The organism is Pontibacter saemangeumensis (genome assembly GCF_039541895.1).
In the GTDB taxonomy this organism is placed as follows: Bacteria; Bacteroidota; Bacteroidia; order Cytophagales; family Hymenobacteraceae; genus Pontibacter; species Pontibacter saemangeumensis.
Genome location: NZ_BAABHC010000039.1, coordinates 212,058 through 234,008, shown reverse-complemented (window position 1 = coordinate 234,008; position 21,951 = coordinate 212,058). Strand labels below are relative to the sequence as shown.

Annotated in this window: 18 protein-coding genes; 17 read left to right on the top strand and 1 reads right to left on the bottom strand. The window is 52.3% G+C overall.

The features are described 5' to 3' along the window. Positions 1-38: 38 nt before the first annotated feature. The 6 genes from acs to map all read left to right on the top strand — a co-directional run bounded on the left by acs (position 39) and on the right by map (position 6,640). On the top strand, positions 39-1,937 hold the full coding sequence (gene acs, locus ABD920_RS23405) for an acetate--CoA ligase (protein WP_345162979.1): 1,899 nt from the start codon (positions 39-41) through the stop codon (positions 1,935-1,937). A gap of 611 nt (positions 1,938-2,548) precedes the next feature. Beyond that, positions 2,549-3,310 (top strand): hypothetical protein, encoded by a 762-nt coding sequence (locus ABD920_RS23400; protein WP_345162976.1) that lies wholly within the window; start codon positions 2,549-2,551, stop codon positions 3,308-3,310. 568 nt (positions 3,311-3,878) lie between these two features. Then, positions 3,879-4,172, top strand: coding sequence for a type II toxin-antitoxin system HigB family toxin (locus tag ABD920_RS23395; protein ID WP_345162973.1), 294 nt, complete (start codon positions 3,879-3,881; stop codon positions 4,170-4,172). 11 nt (positions 4,173-4,183) lie between these two features. After that, a complete protein-coding gene (locus tag ABD920_RS23390; protein ID WP_345162971.1) occupies positions 4,184-4,540 on the top strand; it encodes a helix-turn-helix domain-containing protein in 357 nt (118 codons plus the stop codon). A 556-nt stretch (positions 4,541-5,096) separates the two neighbouring features. Continuing rightward, on the top strand, positions 5,097-5,444 hold the full coding sequence (arr, locus tag ABD920_RS25025) for an NAD(+)--rifampin ADP-ribosyltransferase (protein ID WP_425568688.1): 348 nt from the start codon (positions 5,097-5,099) through the stop codon (positions 5,442-5,444). Positions 5,445-5,875: 431 nt separating this feature from the next. Then, a complete protein-coding gene (gene map, locus ABD920_RS23380; RefSeq protein WP_345162966.1) occupies positions 5,876-6,640 on the top strand; it encodes a type I methionyl aminopeptidase in 765 nt (254 codons plus the stop codon). A 159-nt stretch (positions 6,641-6,799) separates the two neighbouring features. On the opposite strand, the gene ABD920_RS23375 is transcribed toward map, so the two are convergent. Then, on the bottom strand, positions 6,800-7,063 hold the full coding sequence (locus ABD920_RS23375) for a hypothetical protein (RefSeq protein ID WP_345162963.1): 264 nt from the start codon (positions 7,061-7,063) through the stop codon (positions 6,800-6,802). A 227-nt stretch (positions 7,064-7,290) separates the two neighbouring features. Here ABD920_RS23375 and ABD920_RS23370 point away from each other — a divergent pair, with 227 nt between their 5' ends. The 11 genes from ABD920_RS23370 to ABD920_RS23320 all read left to right on the top strand — a co-directional run bounded on the left by ABD920_RS23370 (position 7,291) and on the right by ABD920_RS23320 (position 21,931). Then, the gene (locus ABD920_RS23370; RefSeq protein WP_345162960.1) at positions 7,291-7,860 is read left to right on the top strand and encodes a DUF4256 domain-containing protein; all 570 of its coding nucleotides are present in this window, start codon (positions 7,291-7,293) and stop codon (positions 7,858-7,860) included. Positions 7,861-8,238: 378 nt separating this feature from the next. Further along, complete coding sequence (gdhA, locus tag ABD920_RS23365) at positions 8,239-9,588, top strand: NADP-specific glutamate dehydrogenase (RefSeq protein ID WP_345162957.1); 1,350 nt, start codon at positions 8,239-8,241, stop codon at positions 9,586-9,588. 151 nt (positions 9,589-9,739) lie between these two features. Next, entirely contained in the window at positions 9,740-10,300 is a 561-nt protein-coding gene (locus tag ABD920_RS23360) for an NUDIX domain-containing protein (RefSeq protein ID WP_345162956.1), read from the top strand. Between the two features lie 103 nt (positions 10,301-10,403). After that, complete coding sequence (locus ABD920_RS23355) at positions 10,404-11,204, top strand: lysophospholipid acyltransferase family protein (protein ID WP_345162953.1); 801 nt, start codon at positions 10,404-10,406, stop codon at positions 11,202-11,204. Next, positions 11,152-11,439 carry an Asp-tRNA(Asn)/Glu-tRNA(Gln) amidotransferase subunit GatC gene (gene gatC / locus ABD920_RS23350; RefSeq protein WP_345162950.1) on the top strand — a complete coding sequence of 96 codons (288 nt, stop codon included), beginning with the start codon at positions 11,152-11,154 and terminating at the stop codon, positions 11,437-11,439. The genes ABD920_RS23355 and gatC overlap by 53 nt, the downstream gene beginning before the upstream one ends. Positions 11,440-11,578: 139 nt before the next feature. Further along, a complete protein-coding gene (locus ABD920_RS23345; protein ID WP_345162947.1) occupies positions 11,579-14,620 on the top strand; it encodes a tetratricopeptide repeat protein in 3,042 nt (1,013 codons plus the stop codon). Positions 14,621-14,631: 11 nt separating this feature from the next. Beyond that, positions 14,632-15,357 carry an ABC transporter ATP-binding protein gene (locus ABD920_RS23340; protein ID WP_345162944.1) on the top strand — a complete coding sequence of 242 codons (726 nt, stop codon included), beginning with the start codon at positions 14,632-14,634 and terminating at the stop codon, positions 15,355-15,357. Continuing rightward, positions 15,357-15,905, top strand: a complete 549-nt coding sequence (locus tag ABD920_RS23335) for a cob(I)yrinic acid a,c-diamide adenosyltransferase (protein WP_345162940.1) — start codon at positions 15,357-15,359, stop codon at positions 15,903-15,905. The genes ABD920_RS23340 and ABD920_RS23335 overlap by 1 nt, the downstream gene beginning before the upstream one ends. Positions 15,906-15,933: 28 nt before the next feature. Further along, complete coding sequence (locus tag ABD920_RS23330) at positions 15,934-17,007, top strand: branched-chain amino acid aminotransferase (RefSeq protein ID WP_345162937.1); 1,074 nt, start codon at positions 15,934-15,936, stop codon at positions 17,005-17,007. Between the two features lie 96 nt (positions 17,008-17,103). Beyond that, positions 17,104-18,181, top strand: a protein-coding gene (gene prfB, locus ABD920_RS23325; protein WP_345162934.1) for a peptide chain release factor 2 whose coding sequence is annotated in 2 segments (ribosomal slippage) — positions 17,104-17,163 and positions 17,165-18,181 — 1,077 coding nt in all. Because the reading frame shifts where the segments join, the coding sequence is not laid out codon by codon here. Positions 18,182-18,769: 588 nt separating this feature from the next. Next, on the top strand, positions 18,770-21,931 hold the full coding sequence (locus ABD920_RS23320) for a SusC/RagA family TonB-linked outer membrane protein (RefSeq protein WP_345162931.1): 3,162 nt from the start codon (positions 18,770-18,772) through the stop codon (positions 21,929-21,931). The last annotated feature ends 20 nt before the right edge of the window (positions 21,932-21,951 follow it).

The window sequence follows — 21,951 nt, the reverse complement described above, 5'->3', positions numbered from 1 at the left end:
CTCGAAACATATAGTACCGCACATAAACACTTTGCTCTATGACCAACTACCAGATTAAAACGAATGAAGAATACCAGCAAGCCTATACCCGCAGCGTAGCGGACCCGGAGGGTTTCTGGGCTGATATTGCCGACACCTTTACCTGGCGCAAAAAGTGGGACAAGGTGCTGGAGTGGAACTTTGATGAGCCGGATATCAAGTGGTTTCAGGGCGCCAAGCTGAATATAACGGAAAACTGCCTGGACCGCCACCTGAAAACCCGCGGCAACAAGCTTGCCCTGGTCTGGGAGCCGAACGATCCGAAAGAGCGTTATATCCGCTACACCTACCGGGAACTGTATGAGAGAGTGTGCCAGTTCGCCAACGTGCTGAAGAAGAACGGCGCCAGGAAAGGCGACCGCATCTGCATCTATATGCCGATGATCCCGGAGCTGGCTATTGCCGTGCTGGCCTGCGCCCGCATCGGGGCGGTGCACTCGGTGGTGTTTGCCGGCTTCTCCGCCTCCGCCATGGCCGACCGCATCAACGACGCGCAGTGCAGCATGGTGCTGACCTCCGACGGCCTCAACCGCGGGGCCAAGCAGATACCCGTGAAGCGCGTGGTGGACGAGGCGCTGGAGCAGTGCAAATCGGTGCAGAAAGTGATTGTAGTGGAGCGCGTGGGCTGGGCCGTGAACATGGTGGAAGGCCGCGATGTGTGGTTCCACGACGAGGTGAAGGAGGTTAGCAAAGAGTGCCCCGCCGAGGAGATGGACGCCGAAGACATGCTCTTCATTTTATATACCTCCGGCTCCACGGGCAAGCCCAAAGGCGTGGTGCACACCTGCGCCGGCTATATGGTATATGCCCAGTACAGTTTTGTAAATGTGTTTCAGTACCAGGAGAGCGACCTGTACTGGTGCACCGCCGATATCGGCTGGATTACGGGGCACACCTACCTTCTGTACGGGCCGCTGCTGGCAGGTGCCACCTCCCTGATGTTTGAAGGGGTGCCGACCTACCCCGACAACGGGCGTTTCTGGCAGGTGGTGGATAAGTTTGGCGTCACAATCTTCTACACGGCCCCAACCGCCATCCGGGCGCTCATGGGCGGCGACATTGAGGACGTGCTCTCCTACAGCCTGGACTCGCTGCGGGTGCTCGGCTCGGTGGGCGAACCGATCAACGAGGAGGCCTGGCACTGGTACCACACCCACGTGGGCAAGAACCGCAGCCCGGTGGTGGACACGTGGTGGCAGACTGAAACCGGCGGCATCATGGTCTCTACTTTGGCGGGTGTTACGCCCATGAAACCGAGCCACGCAGGCCTGCCGCTGCCGGGGGTGCAGCCGATACTGGTGGACGGCGAGGGCAACGAGATAAAGGAGAACGGTGTGGAGGGTTACCTGTGCATGAAGTTCCCGTGGCCAGGCATCATCCGGACCACTTACGGCGACCACGAGCGCGCCCGCCTGAGCTACTTCTCCACCTATAAGGGCCTGTATTTTACCGGCGACGGCGCCAAGCGCGACGAAAACGGCCTGTACCGCATCATTGGTCGTGTGGATGACGTGATCAATGTGTCCGGGCACCGTTTCGGCACCGCCGAGATAGAGGAAGCCATCAACCACAACGAGCACGTGATCGAGTCGGCGGTGGTGGGCTACCCCCACGACGTGAAGGGGCAGGGCATCTACGCCTTCGTGACGCTGAAAGACAAGCCGGAGCATATAGACTGGCTGCGGGCGGAGATTGTGGAGACGGTGGTGGAGAAGATCGGCAAGATCGCCCGGCCCGACAAGATCCAGATCGTGAGCGGGCTGCCCAAAACGCGTTCCGGCAAGATCATGCGCCGCATCCTGCGCAAGGTGGCCGAAGGCGATACCTCCAACCTCGGCGACACCTCCACACTGCTCGACCCGACAGTAGTAGACGAGATCAAGGAAGGAGCTTTATAGGGGATTCCTGTTTTTGACTGAGAGCCCTGCGGCATATATGCTGCAGGGCTTTTATATGCCTGTTATATATATAAAAGCAGTTTTTTAAGCGGAAAAGTTTTATTTAAAAACGGGAGGACAATTTGCATTGAAATAAATAAGGCTGATGCTTTAAAAGGTGTTAGTAAAAGCGCTGCTATGTGTTTTTTATGCATGTATACTGCCTATAGCCGTGTATAAATGATTATAAACACGGCTATACTTTGGGCGCAGAATTGCATCCAGTTTTTTTAACCGGCCTGTTGCAATCAATTCCTGAGCGAATTATACCCCTTCTATTTACAAGAATGAGCTTCGAATAAGGTGAAAAATATCAATTGCTTACCCTAACCTAAAAACCTTTTGAAATTTTAGATCAATACGCTAAAAACAGAAACGCCAGTTCGTTTATATAGCCAGGACATGTTATATTTATATAGCTCTATCAGATGGTGATAAGCGACATGGACCGCTTATAGCTGCAAAATAATAAACAAAGTCTAAGCAAAACGTCCTTCGCATATAGTGCTGATAACCGTATGTTTCCGCATATCTGGTAGTTGTGCGGCAGCAAAAAACAGAATTAAAAGTAAATGTCGATAATTGAGAAGGCTCAAAAATTAATAAGCAAAAAAATAAACGCTTTAAGCCTACTTGATACTGGGTGGCACAATAGACCTTACGATTTCTTTTTAATATTCGGACAGAAAGATGAGAGTAAATCGCCTTGGATAAAATCAAGTTGGGATGTAAACTTTGAACCTTATTTTGATAGACTCATAAAGCAAACTGATTCTTTAAAGGAAACAGGAATAAGGGTAATTAAATACAAACCAGAAAAAAGAGTTACCAAAAAGGATAACAAAGAATTCATCTATCATTCAGAAGTAAAGTCAGGAAGATTAAAATGGGATTTGAAGTCCCACGAAAAATGGACTGTTTTAAATAGTACTGATAATTACTTTCTAAACTTTGAACTTTCGACTCCAATCTGGACGGTTTGTGAAAAGAGAGATTCTCCACCCGATATTTACATTACTATATCGAATGAAAGAGATATTGAAAATAAGCGAGAAACCCAGTTTGGTTACTTCATTGTTATAGCCATAGCGAAAAATTTGAAAATTGACTCAAAGCCTATTTTAAAGGAGTTATCAGAAAAAATAAACGCTAAAGCCACAGTTTTGAAAACAAGAAAATGGGGAAAGCCTGAGACAGTTGGAAACTGGACTTTTGTTAACTGGATTCAAGACACTTTTAGTGGGGGTATTTACAAAGGACAAAATTTACATTCATTGGATTTTAGTGAATTAGAATTTGAGCCAGCGTGGGAGATTATTTACCAAGAAAAATAAATGCCGAACGCACAACCAAGTATAGCAGTAATGCTTGCTGACGCTGCGCCATTCTGCTACACTAACACCGTTAGTGGTAATGCTAAGTATAAAATTTAGCCAACGGATGTAGCTGGCTTAACTAATAGAGACATTTATTAAATAAAAGGCGTCAAGAAAATTCAAGAAACCAATTAGTTAACAAGCGTGGACATTTTGCTTACTCTATTTGCTCTCATATTTATTATTACTGGAATTTTAGTAATAGTGAACTATAAATTCTATAAATATGACCCGAGTAATATGCTGTTTGCGACTAAGCTGAAAGTGTTCTTGAGTGGTCTTCTTTTTTGTTTGATTGGTGTATATGGCTTAGTTCATGAACTAATAAAGCTTTTTGAATAGAGCAACAAAGTGCAGGAATATAGAACCTATTACTCAGAAAAAGCTACTGTCCACTAACCACACCTATACGGCAGCTTCGCCGCCGCATAGCTCAGTACGCTAGAAAATATTTATAACAAAAACCCAGTCTTAAAGTTACCATTTTGGTAACTTTTTTCATTATATTTGAGTTTAGAATTAAGAAGTGAGAGTAATAGCAAAGCGGACACTGCGGGATTTTTGGGAAAAACATGCCGATACTGAGCAGCAGCTAAAAGCATGGTATAACGAAGCAGAGCAGGCTAACTGGAAGTCTCCAAACGATATAAGGAAAGATTATCCGTCTGCCAGCATATTGGAAGACAACAGAATGGTATTCAACATCAAGGGGAATAACTACAGGTTAATCGTAAGAATCAACTACAAGTATCGTGTTGTATGGATAAGGTTCATTGGGACGAATGCTGAATATGACAAGGTTGACGCCACTAAAATTTAATTGAGACAGGAATGAATGTTAAGCTGATAAAAACAGAAAAAGATTACCAATTGGCCCTGCAGAGGCTGGAAGATATATTTGACGCGGAGCCAGACACACAGGAAGGCGATGAACTGGAGGTGCTTTCTTTCCTGATCGACTCCTACGAAAAGGAGCATTTCCCGATTGAAGCACCGGATCCGATTGAAGCGGTGAAGTTCAGAATGGAGCAACTTGGAATGAAGCAGAAAGACTTAACTGAAGTACTGGGATTCAAGAGCCGGGTAAGCGAGGTATTGAACAGAAAAAGAAAGCTCACACTAGAAATGATAAGGAGTTTGCATAAGACCTTAAACATCCCGACAAACGTGCTCATTCAGGAATATTAAAAGAAAAACAGTCTTTATACCACTGTATATATAAATCCCTTGCTACGCAGCGGGTTATGCCTGTACGAGACCGTTCGCGCTCATTATGAGACGATACACTGGCCTAATAACAACCAACTAAATTGATACTACTATAGTTAACAGGTAAAATAATTAGAAAATGGAGTTCAACCCAAACAACAACGTTGTTAAACGCTGTCTGCAGGGGATGGGCATGGAAGAAAAGGGTAAACCTGAAGAAGCAAGCAAGTTGTTTCATCAGGCCTGGGACGAAGCGACAAACGACTTTGAAAAATTTCTTGCAGCACATTACGTCGCCCGACATCAAAAAAATGTTTCCGACAAATTAAAATGGCTCGAAGCGTCTTTGCAGTTTGCCTTAACAATAAATAGCGATGCTGTTAAGAGTGCTTTCCCTTCGCTGTATTTAAACATTGCCAAATGCAATGAGGACTTAAGCGAACCGGACAAGGCAAAAGAGAATTACGAGTTAGCAGCTTCATTTAAGGATAAACCGTCTGACAAAGGCCCCTTTTATCATGGGACCAAAGCAGATTTGCAGGTAGGGGATTTGCTGACAGCAGGGGGCAGTTCTAATTACAAAGCCGAACTGAAAATGAATCACATTTATTTCACGGCCCTGGTTAATGGGGCTGGACTTGCTGCTGCATTAGCTAAAGGCAATGGATGTGAACGTGTCTATATCGTTGAACCGACAGGGAGTTTTGAGAATGATCCCAATGTTACAGACAAAAAATTTCCGGGCAATCCGACACGCTCGTATCGCTCCCAAGCACCATTAAAAATCGTTGGCGAAGTAACAGATTGGGTGAGACAAACACCTGAGGAACTCCACATATGGCGCGAAAAATTGGCCAACAACAAAGGGGAGATTATTAATTAACCCATTTGCGACATACTTACAAAGTCGAAACATGACCCACCCCCGCCCCTCCGAGGAGGGGAATTTTTCAGAGACGGAATTTTTATTCCCCTCTTGGGAGGGGCAGGTTTTCACTTAGCAGATGTATAAATCGCAACTTGAGTTATTATTCCCCTATCAGTTGGTTCATGCGCATTGCAATTTGCCTGTCTGCAGATTCCCCTCCTCGGAGGGGCGGGGGTGGGTTCTATAGAACAGCTGCGTGCGCAGTATTCGGTTGATAATGGTATAACGTAGGAAAAGAAAACTTTGCCTAAACTAGCGATTCATGGATGAACTGAAGTGCAAAGGAAAAGCGCGAAACTAAAACAACACTTATTGTGCATGTACGCACCATGGCCAAACCGTAAGTGGTGAGGCTATAACGGCAGCCCAGACAGATAAAACCGAATATGTCCATATCAAAAGAAACCGAACTAATCGGGATGCAAAAGGCAAGCGAAGCCGTTGCCCACACCTTGAAAGAAATGAGGGACTTCGCCCAACCGGGTATGACGACAAAGGAATTAGACAACTTTGGCGGACAAATCCTTAAGGACTTAGGCGCAAAATCAGCACCATATATAACCTACCAGTTCCCGGGATGGACTTGTATAAGCGTAAACAATGAGTTTTGCCACGGTATCCCGTCCGATACCAAAATCCTGAAAGAAGGCGATTTGGTTAATATTGATGTTTCAGCCGAGCTTAACGGTTTTTGGTCTGATAACGGAGGCTCGTTTGTGCTTGGCGAAGATGTTAACCGTCACCAAAAACTCATTGACGCTTCGAGGCAAATTTTGCACAAAGCCATCTATCATATAAAAGGAGGTGTCCGTGTTTCAGACATCGGGCATCTAATAGAAACAGAAGCAAAAAAGCGTGGCTACAAAGTGATCAAAAACCTCACGGGTCACGGCATAGGAAAAAGCCTTCACGAAGAACCGAGCGAAATAGCAAATTACAGAGACCGGTTTAATCCGGCAAGATTTAAGAAAAATGCTGTTGTTGCCATTGAGACATTCATATCAACAACCTCGACGTATGCCGAAACCCTACATGATGGTTGGACAATGGTGGGCAATAATGGTGGCTTTATGGCGCAGCACGAACATACCATTGTGGTTACTGACGGGAAACCGATTGTACTGACAGAGATGAATGGGATTTGGGATTAGCGAAACCCGTGCTGCATTCCAGACGCGCAGGACAAGAAGCCTAACCGTTAACAGGCGTTGGGCACAATGCCAGGTGACGTGTTTCAGCGGAATGCAGTGCTTCCATCGGGCATGCGTGCAGCGCGCTTTGCGCTTCTAAGCCCGCCACCGCGCCAAGCGCTACACCGTAAGGCCGGCATCCAGGGATTGCGGATAGGAATAGTAAGTGGTTAAGCTGGGCTGATGGTGAATATCAAAAGGAACGGCCCTGATTAGAGCATCCATGGTGATGATCGCAATACCATGAGAGTCCAGCCCCTGAGCAAATTCAAGTTGATTTCGTCGTGAGGCAAAGAAATAAGCAGAACCTGAAGACAAACTTATTGAGGATACTTCAGGCTTGCTGACCTGGAAAGAGAATGACAGAGCCGTTGCGACTTTCAAAAATTTGGAAGAAATTACCTATAGGAAGCCTGCCTTGACTAAGGTGGTAAAAGCATGGATTGGCGCATCGACTTAGAACTAAAAACAACAAAAACGCTACCGCTAACAAGCTAATCACGTCTGCTCTTGCCCATCCCTATATACCCTACCTTTGGCTGCAAGGCTAAACTGATCGCCCGGCGCAGAGCCAATTACAAGACATTGTAAGCAAATAAAACTAAGAAAGTATGACAATGGGAAATAAAAAGGAGTTGCCGCCGGAGCAACGGGAAGCGCTGCTTAGCACTTTAAAAGGCCGTTTTGAGAAAAACATGCACCGCCATCAAGGCCTTGCATGGGCCAACGTGCAGGCAAAACTGGAAGCTTTTCCTGAAAAGCTGTGGTCGCTCCATGAAATGGAAAGAACGGGCGGTGAACCGGATGTGGTAGGCCAAGATAAAAAGACGGGCGAGTACATTTTTTACGATTGTTCAGCGGAGAGCCCCAATGGCCGCAGAAGTGTTTCTTACGACCGGGAGGGGCAGGAGTCAAGGAAAGAGCACAAACCAGAAAATAACGCGCTCGATATGGCTGCTGCCATGGGCATTGCGCTTTTATCGGAAGCAGAATACCGGGAACTGCAGCAACTCGGAAAGTTCGATATGAAAACATCGAGCTGGGTGAAAACACCCGCTGAGATCAGGAAACTCGGTGGGGCCCTTTTTGCAGATTTCCGCTACGGCAATGTCTTCGTGTATCACAACGGTGCACAATCCTACTATGCCGCCAGGGGGTTCCGTGGCTCGCTGAAGGTGTAGAATCGGACAGAGAGTGAAACAAAGGTTTTCGATGGTAATAATATAAAGCAGTAAGGAATAAGCTCACACACCAGGCCTGGCAGCCAGCATCCCCACAAAACGCTTCCCTGCATGAGGAGATGCTGGTTGGATCGAGACAGGGATACTTGTGCCACCGGTGACCGTGGCTGAACTGTTCCTGGTGCTTTCATCGCTTTGGCTTCATCACCCGGATGTTATACCCATACTAGCACTACAACTGTAGAATGTTTTATATATAATGTAGATTTAACCTAATCAGCTTCTTGTGCATAAACGACGATAGGTTATCTTTATAAAGCTTGCAGTGCAAGTGGCGAAATGGCAGAATTCTTTTGTTTCTCAATTTAAACTGATAACATGAATAGCTCGATCGATGAAAAATTGGCACCGGTATTTAATGAAATCATCAGACGCAACCCTGGCGAAATAGAGTTTCATCAAGCCGTCAGAGAAGTACTGGAGTCTTTGGGGCCTGTTCTGGTAAAGTATCCTGAATTTGCACACCACAAAATCATTGAGCGCATCTGCGAGCCAGAAAGGCAAATCATATTCCGGGTGCCCTGGACAGACGACCGGAACCAGGTGCAGATTAACCGTGGGTTCCGGGTGGAGTTTAACAGTGCCCTGGGCCCCTATAAAGGCGGCCTGCGGTTTCATCCTTCCGTGTACCTGGGTATTGTGAAGTTCCTGGGGTTTGAGCAGATATTCAAAAATGCCTTAACCGGCCTGCCGATAGGCGGGGGCAAAGGCGGCTCTGATTTTGATCCCAAAGGCAAGTCAGACAGTGAGGTAATGCGGTTCTGTCAGAGCTTCATGACCGAGCTTTACCGCCATATAGGTGAGCACACCGATGTGCCTGCCGGGGATATAGGCGTGGGTGGGCGCGAGATCGGCTATATGTTTGGCCAGTATAAACGCATCACCAACCGCTATGAGGCAGGCGTTATCACCGGAAAGGGGCTGGACTGGGGAGGCTCGCTGGTGCGCACCGAAGCAACGGGGTATGGCAATGTTTTCTTTGTGAAGAAGATGCTGGAGGTGCGACACGAAACCATCGAAGGCAAAACCTGCATCGTTTCCGGTTCCGGCAACGTGTCTATCTACACCATCGAGAAGGTGCATGAATTGGGCGGGAAAGTAGTGGCTTGCTCTGATTCGGACGGGTATATATACCATAAGGACGGCATCGACCTGGAGGTGGTGAAGCAGCTGAAGGAGAAGGAGCGGAGACGCATAAAAGATTACCTGGAGTACCACAGCGAAGCCAGGTACCTGGAAAAGGGGAACATATGGGAGGTGCCCTGCGACATTGCGTTCCCCTCTGCCACACAGAATGAGCTAAACGGCAAAGATGCGGCACTTCTGGTTAAGAACGGGTGTATGGCAGTAGGCGAAGGAGCCAATATGCCGACCACGCCCGAAGGCGTGAAAGTGTTTCAGGAGGCCAATATACTATATGCCCCCGGCAAGGCAGCCAATGCCGGAGGAGTGGCCACCTCCACCCTCGAGATGATGCAGAACGCCTCCCGCGACTCCTGGACGTTTGCCTACACCGAGGATAAGCTCTCCACCATCATGACCAACATACACGACCTGTGCTACGAAAAGTCAGAAGAATTTGGCGCGCCGGGCAATTATGTGCTGGGTGCCAATATTGCAGGATTCATCCGGGTGGCGAATGCTATGCTGGCCATGGGGGTGATATAGCTTCGTTATTTATTCCTTCCACAGATACCTGCCTGGCTTATATATGCTCCACAGTTCATCTATAGCGAAGTGTGGGGCAATGAGAAGGTTGAATCAAACAGGATATCCTGCAACCGACAATAATCCTATCTTTGCAGCAAAAGCATAGAGGATGATGATCGACGAAACCCATAACCCCTGGACCACACTTTCCAGCAGGCCTGTCTACCAGAACCCCTGGATCAGCGTGCGCGAAGACCAGGTGCTGAACCCCAAAGGCGGCGAAGGCATCTACGGCGTGGTGAGCATGAAAAACAAGGCCATCGGCATTATCCCGATTGACGTCGAGGGCTATACCTACCTCGTGGGCCAGTACCGCTACCCGCTCAACGAATACAGCTGGGAGATACCCATGGGCGGCGGCCTGATCGAGAACGACATACTGGAGTCGGCGAAGCGGGAGTTGCAGGAGGAGACAGGCTTTACCGCCGCCAAATGGACAAACATCGCCCGGCTGCACACCTCCAACTCCGTCACCGACGAAGAGGGCTTTGTTTTCCTGGCGCAGGAACTAACCGCCGGCGAAACTGCTTTTGAAGAAACAGAGGAGCTGCACATCAGGCGGGTAAAGTTCTCGGAGGCGGTGGAGATGGCCCTGAACAACCAGATCACCGATGCCATCAGCGTGGCCGGCCTCCTGAAAGCCGCCCTGTTGCTGCAACAGCAGGGGTAGGTATATATACCACACAGGCCCGCCGGGCCGTTATCAGGAAGCACGTGGCTGCGGTAGTGCCGCTGGATTTGTACAATTAGCGAGAATGCTTACTTTTGGATAAATGAAAGCCATCAAGTATATAGCCAATCGGATATACACCACCTGGTGCTGCACCTGGTTTGTGCTGCCGTTCGTGGTCACGTATCCTTTCCAGGCTGTGTTGCTCCGGAAAGAGAAGTGGTGGCACCGGGTGCATAACATCAACCGCGGCTGGTCCACGGTGTTCCTGCGCATGTTCCTGGCCCCGCTTGTGGTGGAGTGGCGCATGAAATTCGACCCGAAACAGCGCTATATTTTCACGGCCAACCACAGCTCGTACCTCGATATCCCGATGATGCTGCATGCCATCCCCGGATTTCTTAACTTTGTGGGCAAGAGCTCGCTGGCGAAGGTGCCGCTCTGGGGTAAGGTGTACGACACGTTATATATAACCGTAGACCGCCGCAACCCGGTGAGCAGCGCCCGCAGCTATATCAAATCGGTGCGGACGTTGGAGCAGGGGCGCAACCTGGCCATTTTCCCGGAGGGCACGATTCCGAAAACGGCCGGCGAAAAGCTGATGGCCTTCAAGGACGGGCCGTTTAAGCTGGCCATCGAGAAGCAGCTGCCGGTGGTGCCGGTGACCATGCCCTACAACCAGCACTTCCTGCCCGACCTGGACGGGAAGCTGAAGGTGCGCTGGCACCCGCTCAAGATCGTGGTGCACGAGCCGATCGAGACGAAGGGCATGACGCAGCAGAACCTGCCGGAACTGAAGGAGCGGGTATTTAACATTATTCAAACAGAACTAACGAAACACAGCAAAACGCATGTCAACCGATATTCAGACTATCAAGAAATTAGCGCACTTAGCCAGGCTTGAGTTCAACGAGGAGAAAGAGCAGGAGATGCTGCAGGACCTCAACAAGATCCTGGACTGGATGGACAAGCTGCGCGAACTTGACACGGAGCACGTAGAGCCACTGACGCATATGACCGAAGAGGTGAACGTGCTGCGCGAGGACGTGGCAATGAACACGGTTACGCACGAGGAGGCGCTCCTGAATGCCCCTAAAAAAGACTCCGACTACTTCCGGGTTCCGAAGGTGCTGGAGTAAACAGACCACATGAGTAAAGAGACGGATTTGCGCTGTGATGCTGTCCGGCCCGGCCAGGGTGCCAGGCGGGTGGTGTTGCCTGGGATGATTGAAAATGTCTTGTGTCTTATGTCTTGATACTTGTGTCGCATTACTAATTATGAACAAAATCAAGTTTTGGAGAGGCTGGGATACTTCTATAAAGTATCCCTATCTTTTTTTACTCCTGCTGGGTGCGCTGGCGTTGCTGCTGGGCGTTTATCACTATTTTACTGGTGACAACCTGGCCTTTGGCTGGGACAAGATCACGGACCTGCAGGTGGTGCCGGTGCCGGTGCACGAGGTGACGCGCCTGCTGGAGCCTTTCACGCTCACCGCCGACGGCTACCTGATCTTCGAGCAGTACGACGTGGCCCTGCCCACCGTCAACACTGCGGCGGCCAGCCTGCTGCTCGGTATCCTGGCGATATGCCTCGCCTTTTACACGGCGGCCATCAGTACCATGCGGCAGCTGCCGTATTTTGGCGGGGTGCTCCTGCTCATGCTGTTCCTGGCCACCTTCAACTTCGACCTGCTGGGCGGGTTCGGCAGCGGCTCCAGCCAGACGCTGCTCCTGGTCATCATTGCCCTGCTGGCCATCAGCAGTTATGCGTTTCAGGCCTTCTGGCCGCAGGTCGTTTTCTCGTTGCGCCTGCTGGTGATGCTGGTGGTGGTGATGGTAAGCGGCATGCTCATATATAGCTCGGCGGAGTTTCCAGCCACGCTCGTGACGCTGCACCTTGTCAACTACAGCTCCATTGGCGCGCTGGTGGCCACGGTGCTGTTCATGCTGTGGGTGGCCTACGAAAACGTGAACGCCCTGCTCTGGGTAAACACGCAGGCCAAAGCCCCGGAGCGGCGCTTCAGCATGTGGCAGTTTATTCTCATCAGCGTGCTGTACCTGCTCAACCTGCTGCTGCTGTACCTGCGCCACATCGGTTACCTGCAGCTCGACCTGTTCTATGTCAACGCCTACTTTATCCTGCTGCTCTCGGCGGTGACGGGCTTCTGGGGCATGCGCCAGCGGGAGGCATACTACAAGAAGCTGTTCCTGTTCCGCCCCGCGGGTGCCGTGCTGTACCTCGTGTTTGCCACCATCGCATTCCTGAGCATTGGGTATGCCTTTGCCACGGCCAACGATCCGCTTACGGTGTTTTACCATGATATGATCGTGTACACGCACCTCGCGTTCGGCACCGGGTTCTTCCTTTACATCATGATCAACTTCGGGCGGCTGATAGACCAGCGCCTGCCGGTATATAAAGTGGTGTACGAGCCGAAGCGCTTGTCGCTTTTCTCGTTTGCCCTCATGAGCCTGATCGTGTGCGCCATCCTGGTGATGCGCACGCAGTACCGGTCTTACTTCGACATGCAGGCCGGCTACTACAACTACCTCGGCGATTTATATACCGCCTCGGGCAACAACATACTGGCGGAGCGTTTCTACGAGGAGAGCGACCTGTACGATGCCAACAACGTGAAGGCGAATTACAGCCTCGCGGCGCAGTACCGGCAGGAGCAGCAGCGCAACAACGAGATCCTGCGGCTGAAGGACGCCCTGCAGAAACGCCCCAACCCGAAACTGTACGTGCGCCTGGCCAATCTCTACGACGAGAAGCAGTACTTCTTCGAGAAGCTGTACGTGCTGCAGGAGGGGGCGGAGAAATTCCCGGAGAGCGGTGAGCTGTACAACAACCTGGCCCTGCTTTACGCCCAGACGAGCGTGCAGGACAGCACCGAGTATTACTTCGACCTGGCCCAGCAGCACAACGACGACGAGGACTTTGTGCGCAGCAACCGACTGGCTTTCTACACACGGCAGGCCATGCTGGAGCCCGCCAAGGCCGTGCTGAAGGAGAGCCGGAACGGCGGGAGCAAGGCGCTGCGCAGCAACATGGCTACCCTGCGCCAGCTGCTGGGCATGGATCCGCAGCACGAGGAGAACTTTATGCCGGATTCCCTGCAGGAGGTAGAGGATTTTACGCTTTTTTACAACGAGGCGCTCAGCAAACTCAACTTAGGCGACACCACCCGGTTAGAGAAAATCAACTCCTATTTAGCGTCTCCGGCCAACCAGCTGTTCTATGCGGACTTGCTTTTCCTGAAGGGGCTGGTGCACCACTACAACGGCCTGCCGAAGGAAGCGCGCCGCGTGGTCGAGAACCTGGCCCTGCAGTCGGACCGGAACAACGGCTACTACTACAATGCCCTTGGCCAGTGGATGCTGGAGGAGGAGAACTACCGGGCGGCGGCGGCCTACTTCGGGCAGGCCAAGGACCTTGGCTACAACCAGGCCTACCTGAGCCACGGCTATGCCCTGGCGCTTGCCCACCAGCCGCAGGAGGCGGTGCAGGCCCTGGAGGAAGTAGGGTATACCGAGAATGAGGCCGCCATCGCAGTGGCCCAGGACCTGGCCGAGGTGCTGCAGCAGGATGTGAAGACCATCACCACCGAGGTGCCCGACAAGGAAAAGGTGCAGTACCTGCTGGCCCACCTGCCCCGGCTCAGCGAGGCGGAGGTGGACGCGCTGGTGCAGTCCGTCACCGAGAAAGACCTGAAACGCAGGGCCCTGGTGGCGCGCGTCGATTACTTGGTGGGCCGGCGCCGCTGGAATGCCGCATTAGAGGCTATCAAACAAGCTGCGCCCCAGCTGCAGCCGGAAGGCGAACTGCGGTCGGCCCTGAACCTGCTGCAGCTAAAGGTGTGGCTGAACGCCCAGAAGTACGATGTGCTCCTCAACCGGATGGAGAAACTGTACCTGACAGACCGTGACAAACGGCAGGCCCTGTATTTTAAGGCGTGCGTAGCCGAGGCACGGGGCCGGAAAGAGGAGGCGGCCGCCCGCTACGAGCAGGCGCTGAAAATGCTGCTCTACGACGAGGAGGCGGTGCTCGCGGCAGCGAACTTCTTCGACAGCTACCAGCCGGAGGGGGAGCGGGCCTACAACATCCTGCTCAGCGGCATTACCTATAACCCTTATGCGGCTGAGTTGCAGAAAGCGTATGCCATGGAGAGCCTGGAGCAGGGGTTGTTCAGTTATGCAGAGCAGGCACAGGAAAATCTCCGCGACTTGCTTCCTCCAGCAGAATACAGTACATTTATAAGGAAATTAGACCAGAAACGCCAGGAGATCGCAACGCGCGCCGACGACTGGCAACTATGAAAAAAAGCTGTATGAACACGCTCATCGAAACGCACGACATCTCGAAGATATACCGCATGGGGGCGGAGACCATCCATGCCCTCAAATCGGTGTCCATTAAAATAGAAAAAGGGGAGTATGTCGCCTTCATGGGCCCTTCCGGTTCCGGCAAGTCCACGTTCATGAACATCATCGGCTGCCTCGACACGCCCACCGGCGGTACGTATATCCTCAACGGGAACGATGTCAGCAACATGTCGGACAACGAGCTGGCGGAGGTGCGCAACAAGGAGATCGGTTTCGTATTCCAGACGTTTAACCTGCTGCCGCGCCAGTCGTCGCTGGACAACGTGGCCCTGCCGCTCATATATGCCGGTTTCAGCAAAAGCGCCCGGCAGGAGAAGGCGCAGCGGGCGCTGGAGAGCGTGGGCCTGGGCGACCGCGGCAAGCACAAGCCCAACGAGCTTTCGGGTGGCCAGCGGCAGCGCGTGGCCATTGCCCGCGCGCTCATCAACAGCCCCAGCATCATCCTGGCAGATGAGCCGACCGGAAACCTCGACTCCAAAACGTCTTATGAGATCATGGAGTTGTTCGAGGACCTGCATGCCAAAGGCAACACCATCATCATGGTGACGCACGAGGAGGATATTGCCAAGTACGCCCACCGCATTGTTCGAATGCGCGACGGCCTGATCGAGTCTGACGCGATGAACGACAATATTGCCACCGCAACCAGGCTACAGACAACACCCGAGTAATGAAGTTATATACCAAAACAGGCGACAAGGGCACCACCTCTCTTATCGGCGGCACCCGCGTGGCTAAATCCGATCTGCGCATCGAGGCTTATGGCACCATCGATGAGCTGAACTCCTATATAGGCCTGGTGCGCGACCAGGAGGTAAACCAGGCCCGGGCGGGGGTGCTGAAGGAAATCCAGGACAGGCTTTTTACCGTTGGCGCCCTGCTGGCCACCGATCCTGAGAAATCAAGAATGAAAACCCCGGACCTGCACGAGGAGGACGTGCTGCTGCTGGAGCAGGAGATTGATACGATGACGGCCGAGGTGCCGCCCCTGCGCGCCTTTGTGCTGCCGGGCGGCCATCCATCCGTTTCGTTCTGCCATGTGGCGCGCTGCGTGTGCCGCCGGGCCGAGCGCTTGGCCATTCATTTACAGGAGCATGCCCCGGTAGAGGAGCTGATCATAAAATATCTGAACAGACTTTCTGACTATCTCTTCGCGCTTTGCCGTAAAATGACCCAAGAGCTCGGCGCCGAGGAAGTAACCTGGAAGCCGCGTGTCTGATACATCAAAAGAACAAAACCTAAAAAACATGTCAGTTGATACCCTAACAATACCAACCCAACGCGTGGCGAAGTCGCGCATATCGGAGGTGGATTTTGACAACCTTCAATTCGGTAAAACCTTCTCCGACCATATGTTTGTGGTCGATTACAAGGATGGCGCGTGGCAGAACCCGCAGGTGCTGCCTTACGGCGATATGCCCCTGAGCCCCGCCACTTCCTCGCTGCATTACGGACAGGCCATTTTTGAGGGCATGAAGGCCTATAAGAATGGAGACGGCGACATTCTCCTGTTCAGGCCGCTGGCGAACCTGCAGCGCCTCAACAAGTCTGCGGAGCGCCTGTGCATGCCGGAACTGCCGGAAGAACTCTTTATGCAAGGCCTGGAGCAATTGCTGCGCCTCGACGCCGACTGGGTGCCTGCCAAAGAGGGAAGCTCGCTCTATATCCGGCCGCTGATGTTCGCGACAGACAATTTTATCGGGGTGCGGCCGTCCCTGACGTACCGTTTCCTGATCATCACCTGCCCCGTGGGCAAGTATTATGACAAACCGGTGAAGGTGGCGGTGGAGCCCAATTACGTGCGCTCGGCGGAAGGCGGCGCAGGCTATGCCAAAGCGGCGGGCAATTACGCGGCGGCCCTGCTGCCATCGCGTAAGATGCAGGAGAAAGGCTATGACCAGCTGATCTGGACCGATGCCAAGGAGCACAAGTACGTGGAGGAATCCGGGACCATGAACATCATGTTCGTGATGGACGATGTGCTGGTGACACCGAGCCTGAGCACGAGCATCCTGCACGGCGTTACCCGCGACAGCGTGCTGCAGGTGGCAAAAGACCTGGGCTTTAGAGTAGAGGAGCGCCGCGTGGCCGTGGACGAGGTGATCGCGGCACAGCAGGCCGGCAAACTGACGGAAGCCTTCGGAACCGGAACGGCGGCCATCATCTCCCAGATCGCCCTGATCCACCACAACGGCCAGGACTACGAGCTGCCTCCGGTGGAGACGCGCAAAGTGTCGAACCAGGTAGGTGCACAGCTGGACAAGATCAGAACCGGGCAGGCACCGGACACCCACAACTGGGTATATAAAATCAGCCTGTAACTATTCTAATTGAGGCAGAATGCTGCGATATAAGCATCAGCAACTTATATGGCAGCATTCTGCTTTTGAGTTAAACCATATATAAACACATATTCCATGACAACAGAACAGGTGAAGGAATTAAAGGCCAGAGTAGAGGCCTTGAGGAGGTATCTTTGACTACGATGCCCGAAAAGAACAGATAGAGGAAACGGAGAAGCAGACCACCGCCCCTGATTTCTGGGACGACCCGAAGGAAGCCGAGAAGATCCTGCGGGATATAAAATCGGTGAAAGTGTGGACAGACCACTACGAGGAGGTGGAGAAATCCGTGTCTGACTTCGAGGTGCTCTACGATTTTTACAAGGAGGGAGACGTATCGGAGGAGGATATAAAGCAGGAGTACGGAAAGGCCGTCAAGGCAGTGGAGGGGCTGGAGTTTAAGCGCATGCTCAGCGGCGAGGAAGACCAGCTGAGCGCCATTGTGGAGATCAACCCGGGCGCGGGCGGCACTGAGAGCCAGGACTGGGCCGAGATGCTGATGCGCATGTACATCATGTGGGCCGAGGCGCATAAGTTCGGTGTGAAGCAGATCAGCTACCATCCCGGGGACGGCGCCGGCATTAAATCCGCGACGCTAGAGATCACGGGCGACTTTGCCTACGGGTATATGAAGTCCGAGATCGGGGTGCACCGGCTAGTGCGCATCTCACCATTCGACTCCGGTGGACGCCGCCATACCTCCTTTGCCTCCGTGTTCGCCTACCCGGTAGTGGACGACACGATCAACATCGAAGTGAACACCGCTGATATAGAGTGGGACACGTTCCGCTCGGGAGGCGCTGGTGGCCAGAACGTGAACAAGGTAGAGACGGCTGTGCGCCTGAAGCACAAGCCCACGGGTATCGTGATCGAGTGCCAGATCGAGCGCTCGCAGCTCATGAACAAGGAGCACGCCCTCCGGATGCTCCGGTCGCGCCTCTACCAGATGGAGATCGAGAAGCGCAACGAGGAGCGCGATCGCATCGAGAGCACCAAAAAACGCATCGACTTCGGCTCACAGATTCGGAACTATGTGCTGCACCCTTACAAACTCATAAAGGATATCCGGACCGGTGTGGAGCGCACCGATGTGCAGAATGTGCTGGACGGAGACCTGGACGAGTATATAAAGGCTTTCCTGATGCAGGCATAGCATTACTTACTATCATAAAAAAAGGCACCGGATCCGGTGCCTTTTTTTATGATAGTAAGTAATTGGTATAGCTTTTTAATTCTTTTATATAGGAATAAAACCGTTTAGTATATAAAATAATAATTAGAATGCAGCTTGCTACACTTATCTAAGTGAAGAGCGTATAAAATAAAATCAAAAATTAGAAGGTAAAATCATAAGGTTCGTGCTCAGCGAAGCACATATGCAGGCGCCTTGGATAGCATATATATAAAGCGATAAGGCTATACTGATAATTTTTTGCTCTTGAAATGTGCATTGTACTTGTAGGTAGCTAGCTAAAAACTGCTGCAGCAAAAGCCTGAAAAAGCCTGTTGCTATCCCAAAGCCAGCTCTCCCCCCTAAGCTGGATTGGTAGCGATGCAGTTCGGTCTTGCTACAGGTGCACATAACAGGTAACGTCGACACCCTTCGCTTCGAAAATTTCCTGATCCACTTAGCAGGTCTGGCAGGCTATCTATGGCCGTTCCAGTCGGCGTTACCATGAAGCATCGTTTCTTATTCTCAAGTCAATTTTCAAAATCTCTTCTTTTTTAAATCTACAGCGCTATGAAAAAACTACTACTTGTTAGTTTTGCCTTGGTGTTTGTTTTCATGCAGCAGGCATGGGCACAAGGCAGGACTATATCGGGCACGGTGACAGACCAGGCAACGGGGCAGGGGCTTCCGGGGGTTGCGGTAATTGTGCAAGGCACCACCCTGGGTGCCACCACGGGCGTTGATGGAGAATACACTATTTCCGTCCCGGCGGAGGCCAACACCCTTGTTTTCCGGTTTATAGGTTACTCCACAGTGGAGCGCAGCATCGGCAACGCCTCTACGATAGACGTAGAAATGAGCGTGGATGCGGAGCAGCTGCAGGAGGTGGTGGTAACTGCCCTCGGCAGGCAGGAAGAGGAAAGAACCCTGGGCTACGCGACGCAGCAGGTTGGCGCAGAACAAATCACGCAAGGCCGCGAACGCAGCGTGATGAACGCACTGCAGGGAAAAGTGGCCGGGGTGAACATCCAGAGCCAGGGGGGCGGACCGGGCTCCTCCACCCGTGTGGTGATCCGGGGGGCCAAGTCTATCTCACAGAGCAACCAGGCGCTCTTCGTCATCGACGGTATCCCGGTGGATAACAGTAGCTTTGGGAGCGGCACCAACGCCTCCAGTTCCAACCGGGACGATAACCTGAACATGGGGGTGGATGTCGGTAACCGGGCCAATGACATAAACCCCGATGATATAGAGTCCGTCAACATCCTGAAGGGACCCGCTGCCGCTGCCCTGTATGGTGCCCGGGCTGCGAACGGTGTGATCATGATCACGACCAAATCGGGAAGAGACACCAACAAGAAGGCCGAGATCAGCTTCCTGTCCTCGTACACGATTGAGGATGTGCTGCGCTACCCCGAGATGCAGAACCGCTACGGGCAAGGCTTCTTCGGGGCGCCCGATTTGCTGGAGAATACCAGCTGGGGCCCGGTTTTCACGGGCGAGGTGCTGCCCTGGGGGCAGATCGTGAACGGGCAGCAGCGGTTTAAGCCTTACGTGGCCCTGAAGGATAACATAGAAGAGTTCTACGAATACGGCTCTAACTGGACAAATACTTTATCCGTGTCCGGTGGGGGCGAGAACGCCACGTACTACACCTCCTACTCCAACACCCAGCAGGAGGGCGTGGTGCCGGGGACGGAATACGACCGCAACTCGCTGGCTTTTAAAGGCACGGCCAAACTGGCTAATAAATTTACCTCCAATATATCGCTCACCTATACCAAGTCTGGCGGTGATTTTGCCTTGACGGGCCAGGGAAACTCCGTTTTCAACCAACTCATCCAGACACCGCGCGACATTCCGGTCCGGGAGCTGGAGGATTTGGACAATCCGTTCAATGATGAGGCGGGCTTCTATTCGCCCTACACCATCAACCCTTACTGGTCAATTCAGAATCAGACTTTCAAGAACGATGTAGACCGTTTGTTCGGCAACGTGACCATCGGGTACGAAATCATACCAAGCCTGAACGTGACCTACCGGATCGGGACCGATTTTTACACAGACCGGCGCAAGCAGTTCATGGCCATCCGCGATGTAGAGGGGCAGAATGAGTCGAACAACGACAACGGGATGTATGCCGAGCGACAGATTTACTACCGGGAGACCAACTCGGACCTGATCGTAACCTATAACAGGGACCTGACAGAGGAACTGAACGTGGAACTGCTGGTGGGCAACAACATCAACCAAAGGTTGAATGATGACCTGTTGGCCACGGCAGATGCCCTGGCAAATAACGAGTACCAGTCGCTTAGCAACATCGTGGGCACGCCACTGACCATAAGCTACCGGGATATGAGACGCCTGATAGGCATATATGGCTCTGCCAAGTTCGGTTTCCGCAATTACCTGTGGTTAGAGCTGACCGGCCGCAACGACTGGTCCTCCACCTTGCCCATCGACGACAACAGTTTCTTCTACCCTTCGGTGAACCTGGCTTTTGATGCGGCAGAGGCTTTCGGGCTAGCTGAGTCCTCTCCGGTCAATTTTGCCAAACTGCGGGCAAACTATGCCAACGTCGGCAACGATGCGCTCCCATACAGCACCCAGTCCGTTTTTGTCTCCGGTAACATCAGCGACGGCTTTGCGGGCACAGACCTGAATTTCCCGTTTGCGGGCCTGCCTGGGTTCGAAGTGAGCAATGTGATCGGAAACTCTGTTCTGAAGCCTGAGAACACCAGTTCGTGGGAGGTGGGCGCGGACATGCGCTTCTTCTCAGAGCGACTCAGGATTGATGCGGCTTATTACGATTCGAAGTCCACGGACCAGATCATCAACGTGCCGCTGTCTTATGCGACCGGTTTTGGCTCCGCTTTCCTGAACGCGGCAACGGTGCGGAACAAGGGGTTTGAGTTACTGGTAGGGGGCATCCCCATCGAGACGAACGACTTCTCCTGGGATGTCAGCGTGAACTACACGAAGAACGACAACGAGGTGGAAGACGTGTACGGCGGCAACGAGATATCACTGGGCGGCCTTGCCTCTGCTGCCCTTGTGATCACGGAAGGAAAGCCCTACGGCACGTTCAAGGCAGAAGACATCCTGCGCGACCCACAGGGGCGCATCGTCGTGAACGCCGCGACCGGCAGGCCGCGTACTGCCCCGGAGCAAACCTACCAGGGAAGCATCCAGAACGACTGGACCGGCGGCCTGGTGAACACGCTCCGTTACAAAGGGCTGCGCATGTCCGTAGTGTTCGATACCCGGCAGGGAGGCAAGATGTACTCCAGGACTCGCGGCACGCAACGCTTTGCAGGCACTGCCCCCGAAACGCTGTACAACGATCGCCAGCCATATATAATCCCCAACTCCGTGGTGGAGGTTGCGCCCGGTGAGTATGCTGAGAACACCACGCCGCTCACCAACGACAACCTCTACGATTACTGGGGCAACCTGCCGGAGGGAACCAACATCATCGATGCCTCCTTCACGAAGCTGCGCGAGGTGAGCCTGTCTTACAAACTGCCTGCTGCCATTACCGAGAAAACCTTCTTTGGCAACATCGAGGTAGGCGTGTCCGGCCGCAACCTGGTACTCTGGACACCTGATGAGAACACCTACATAGACCCGGAGATGAACAGCCTGGGCAACGGGAACCTGCAGGGATATGATTTCAGCAGTTCCCCGTCTACCCGTTCGTGGGGCGGCAACATCAGAGTTACTTTCTAAAAATCTCAGAACATAGGAAT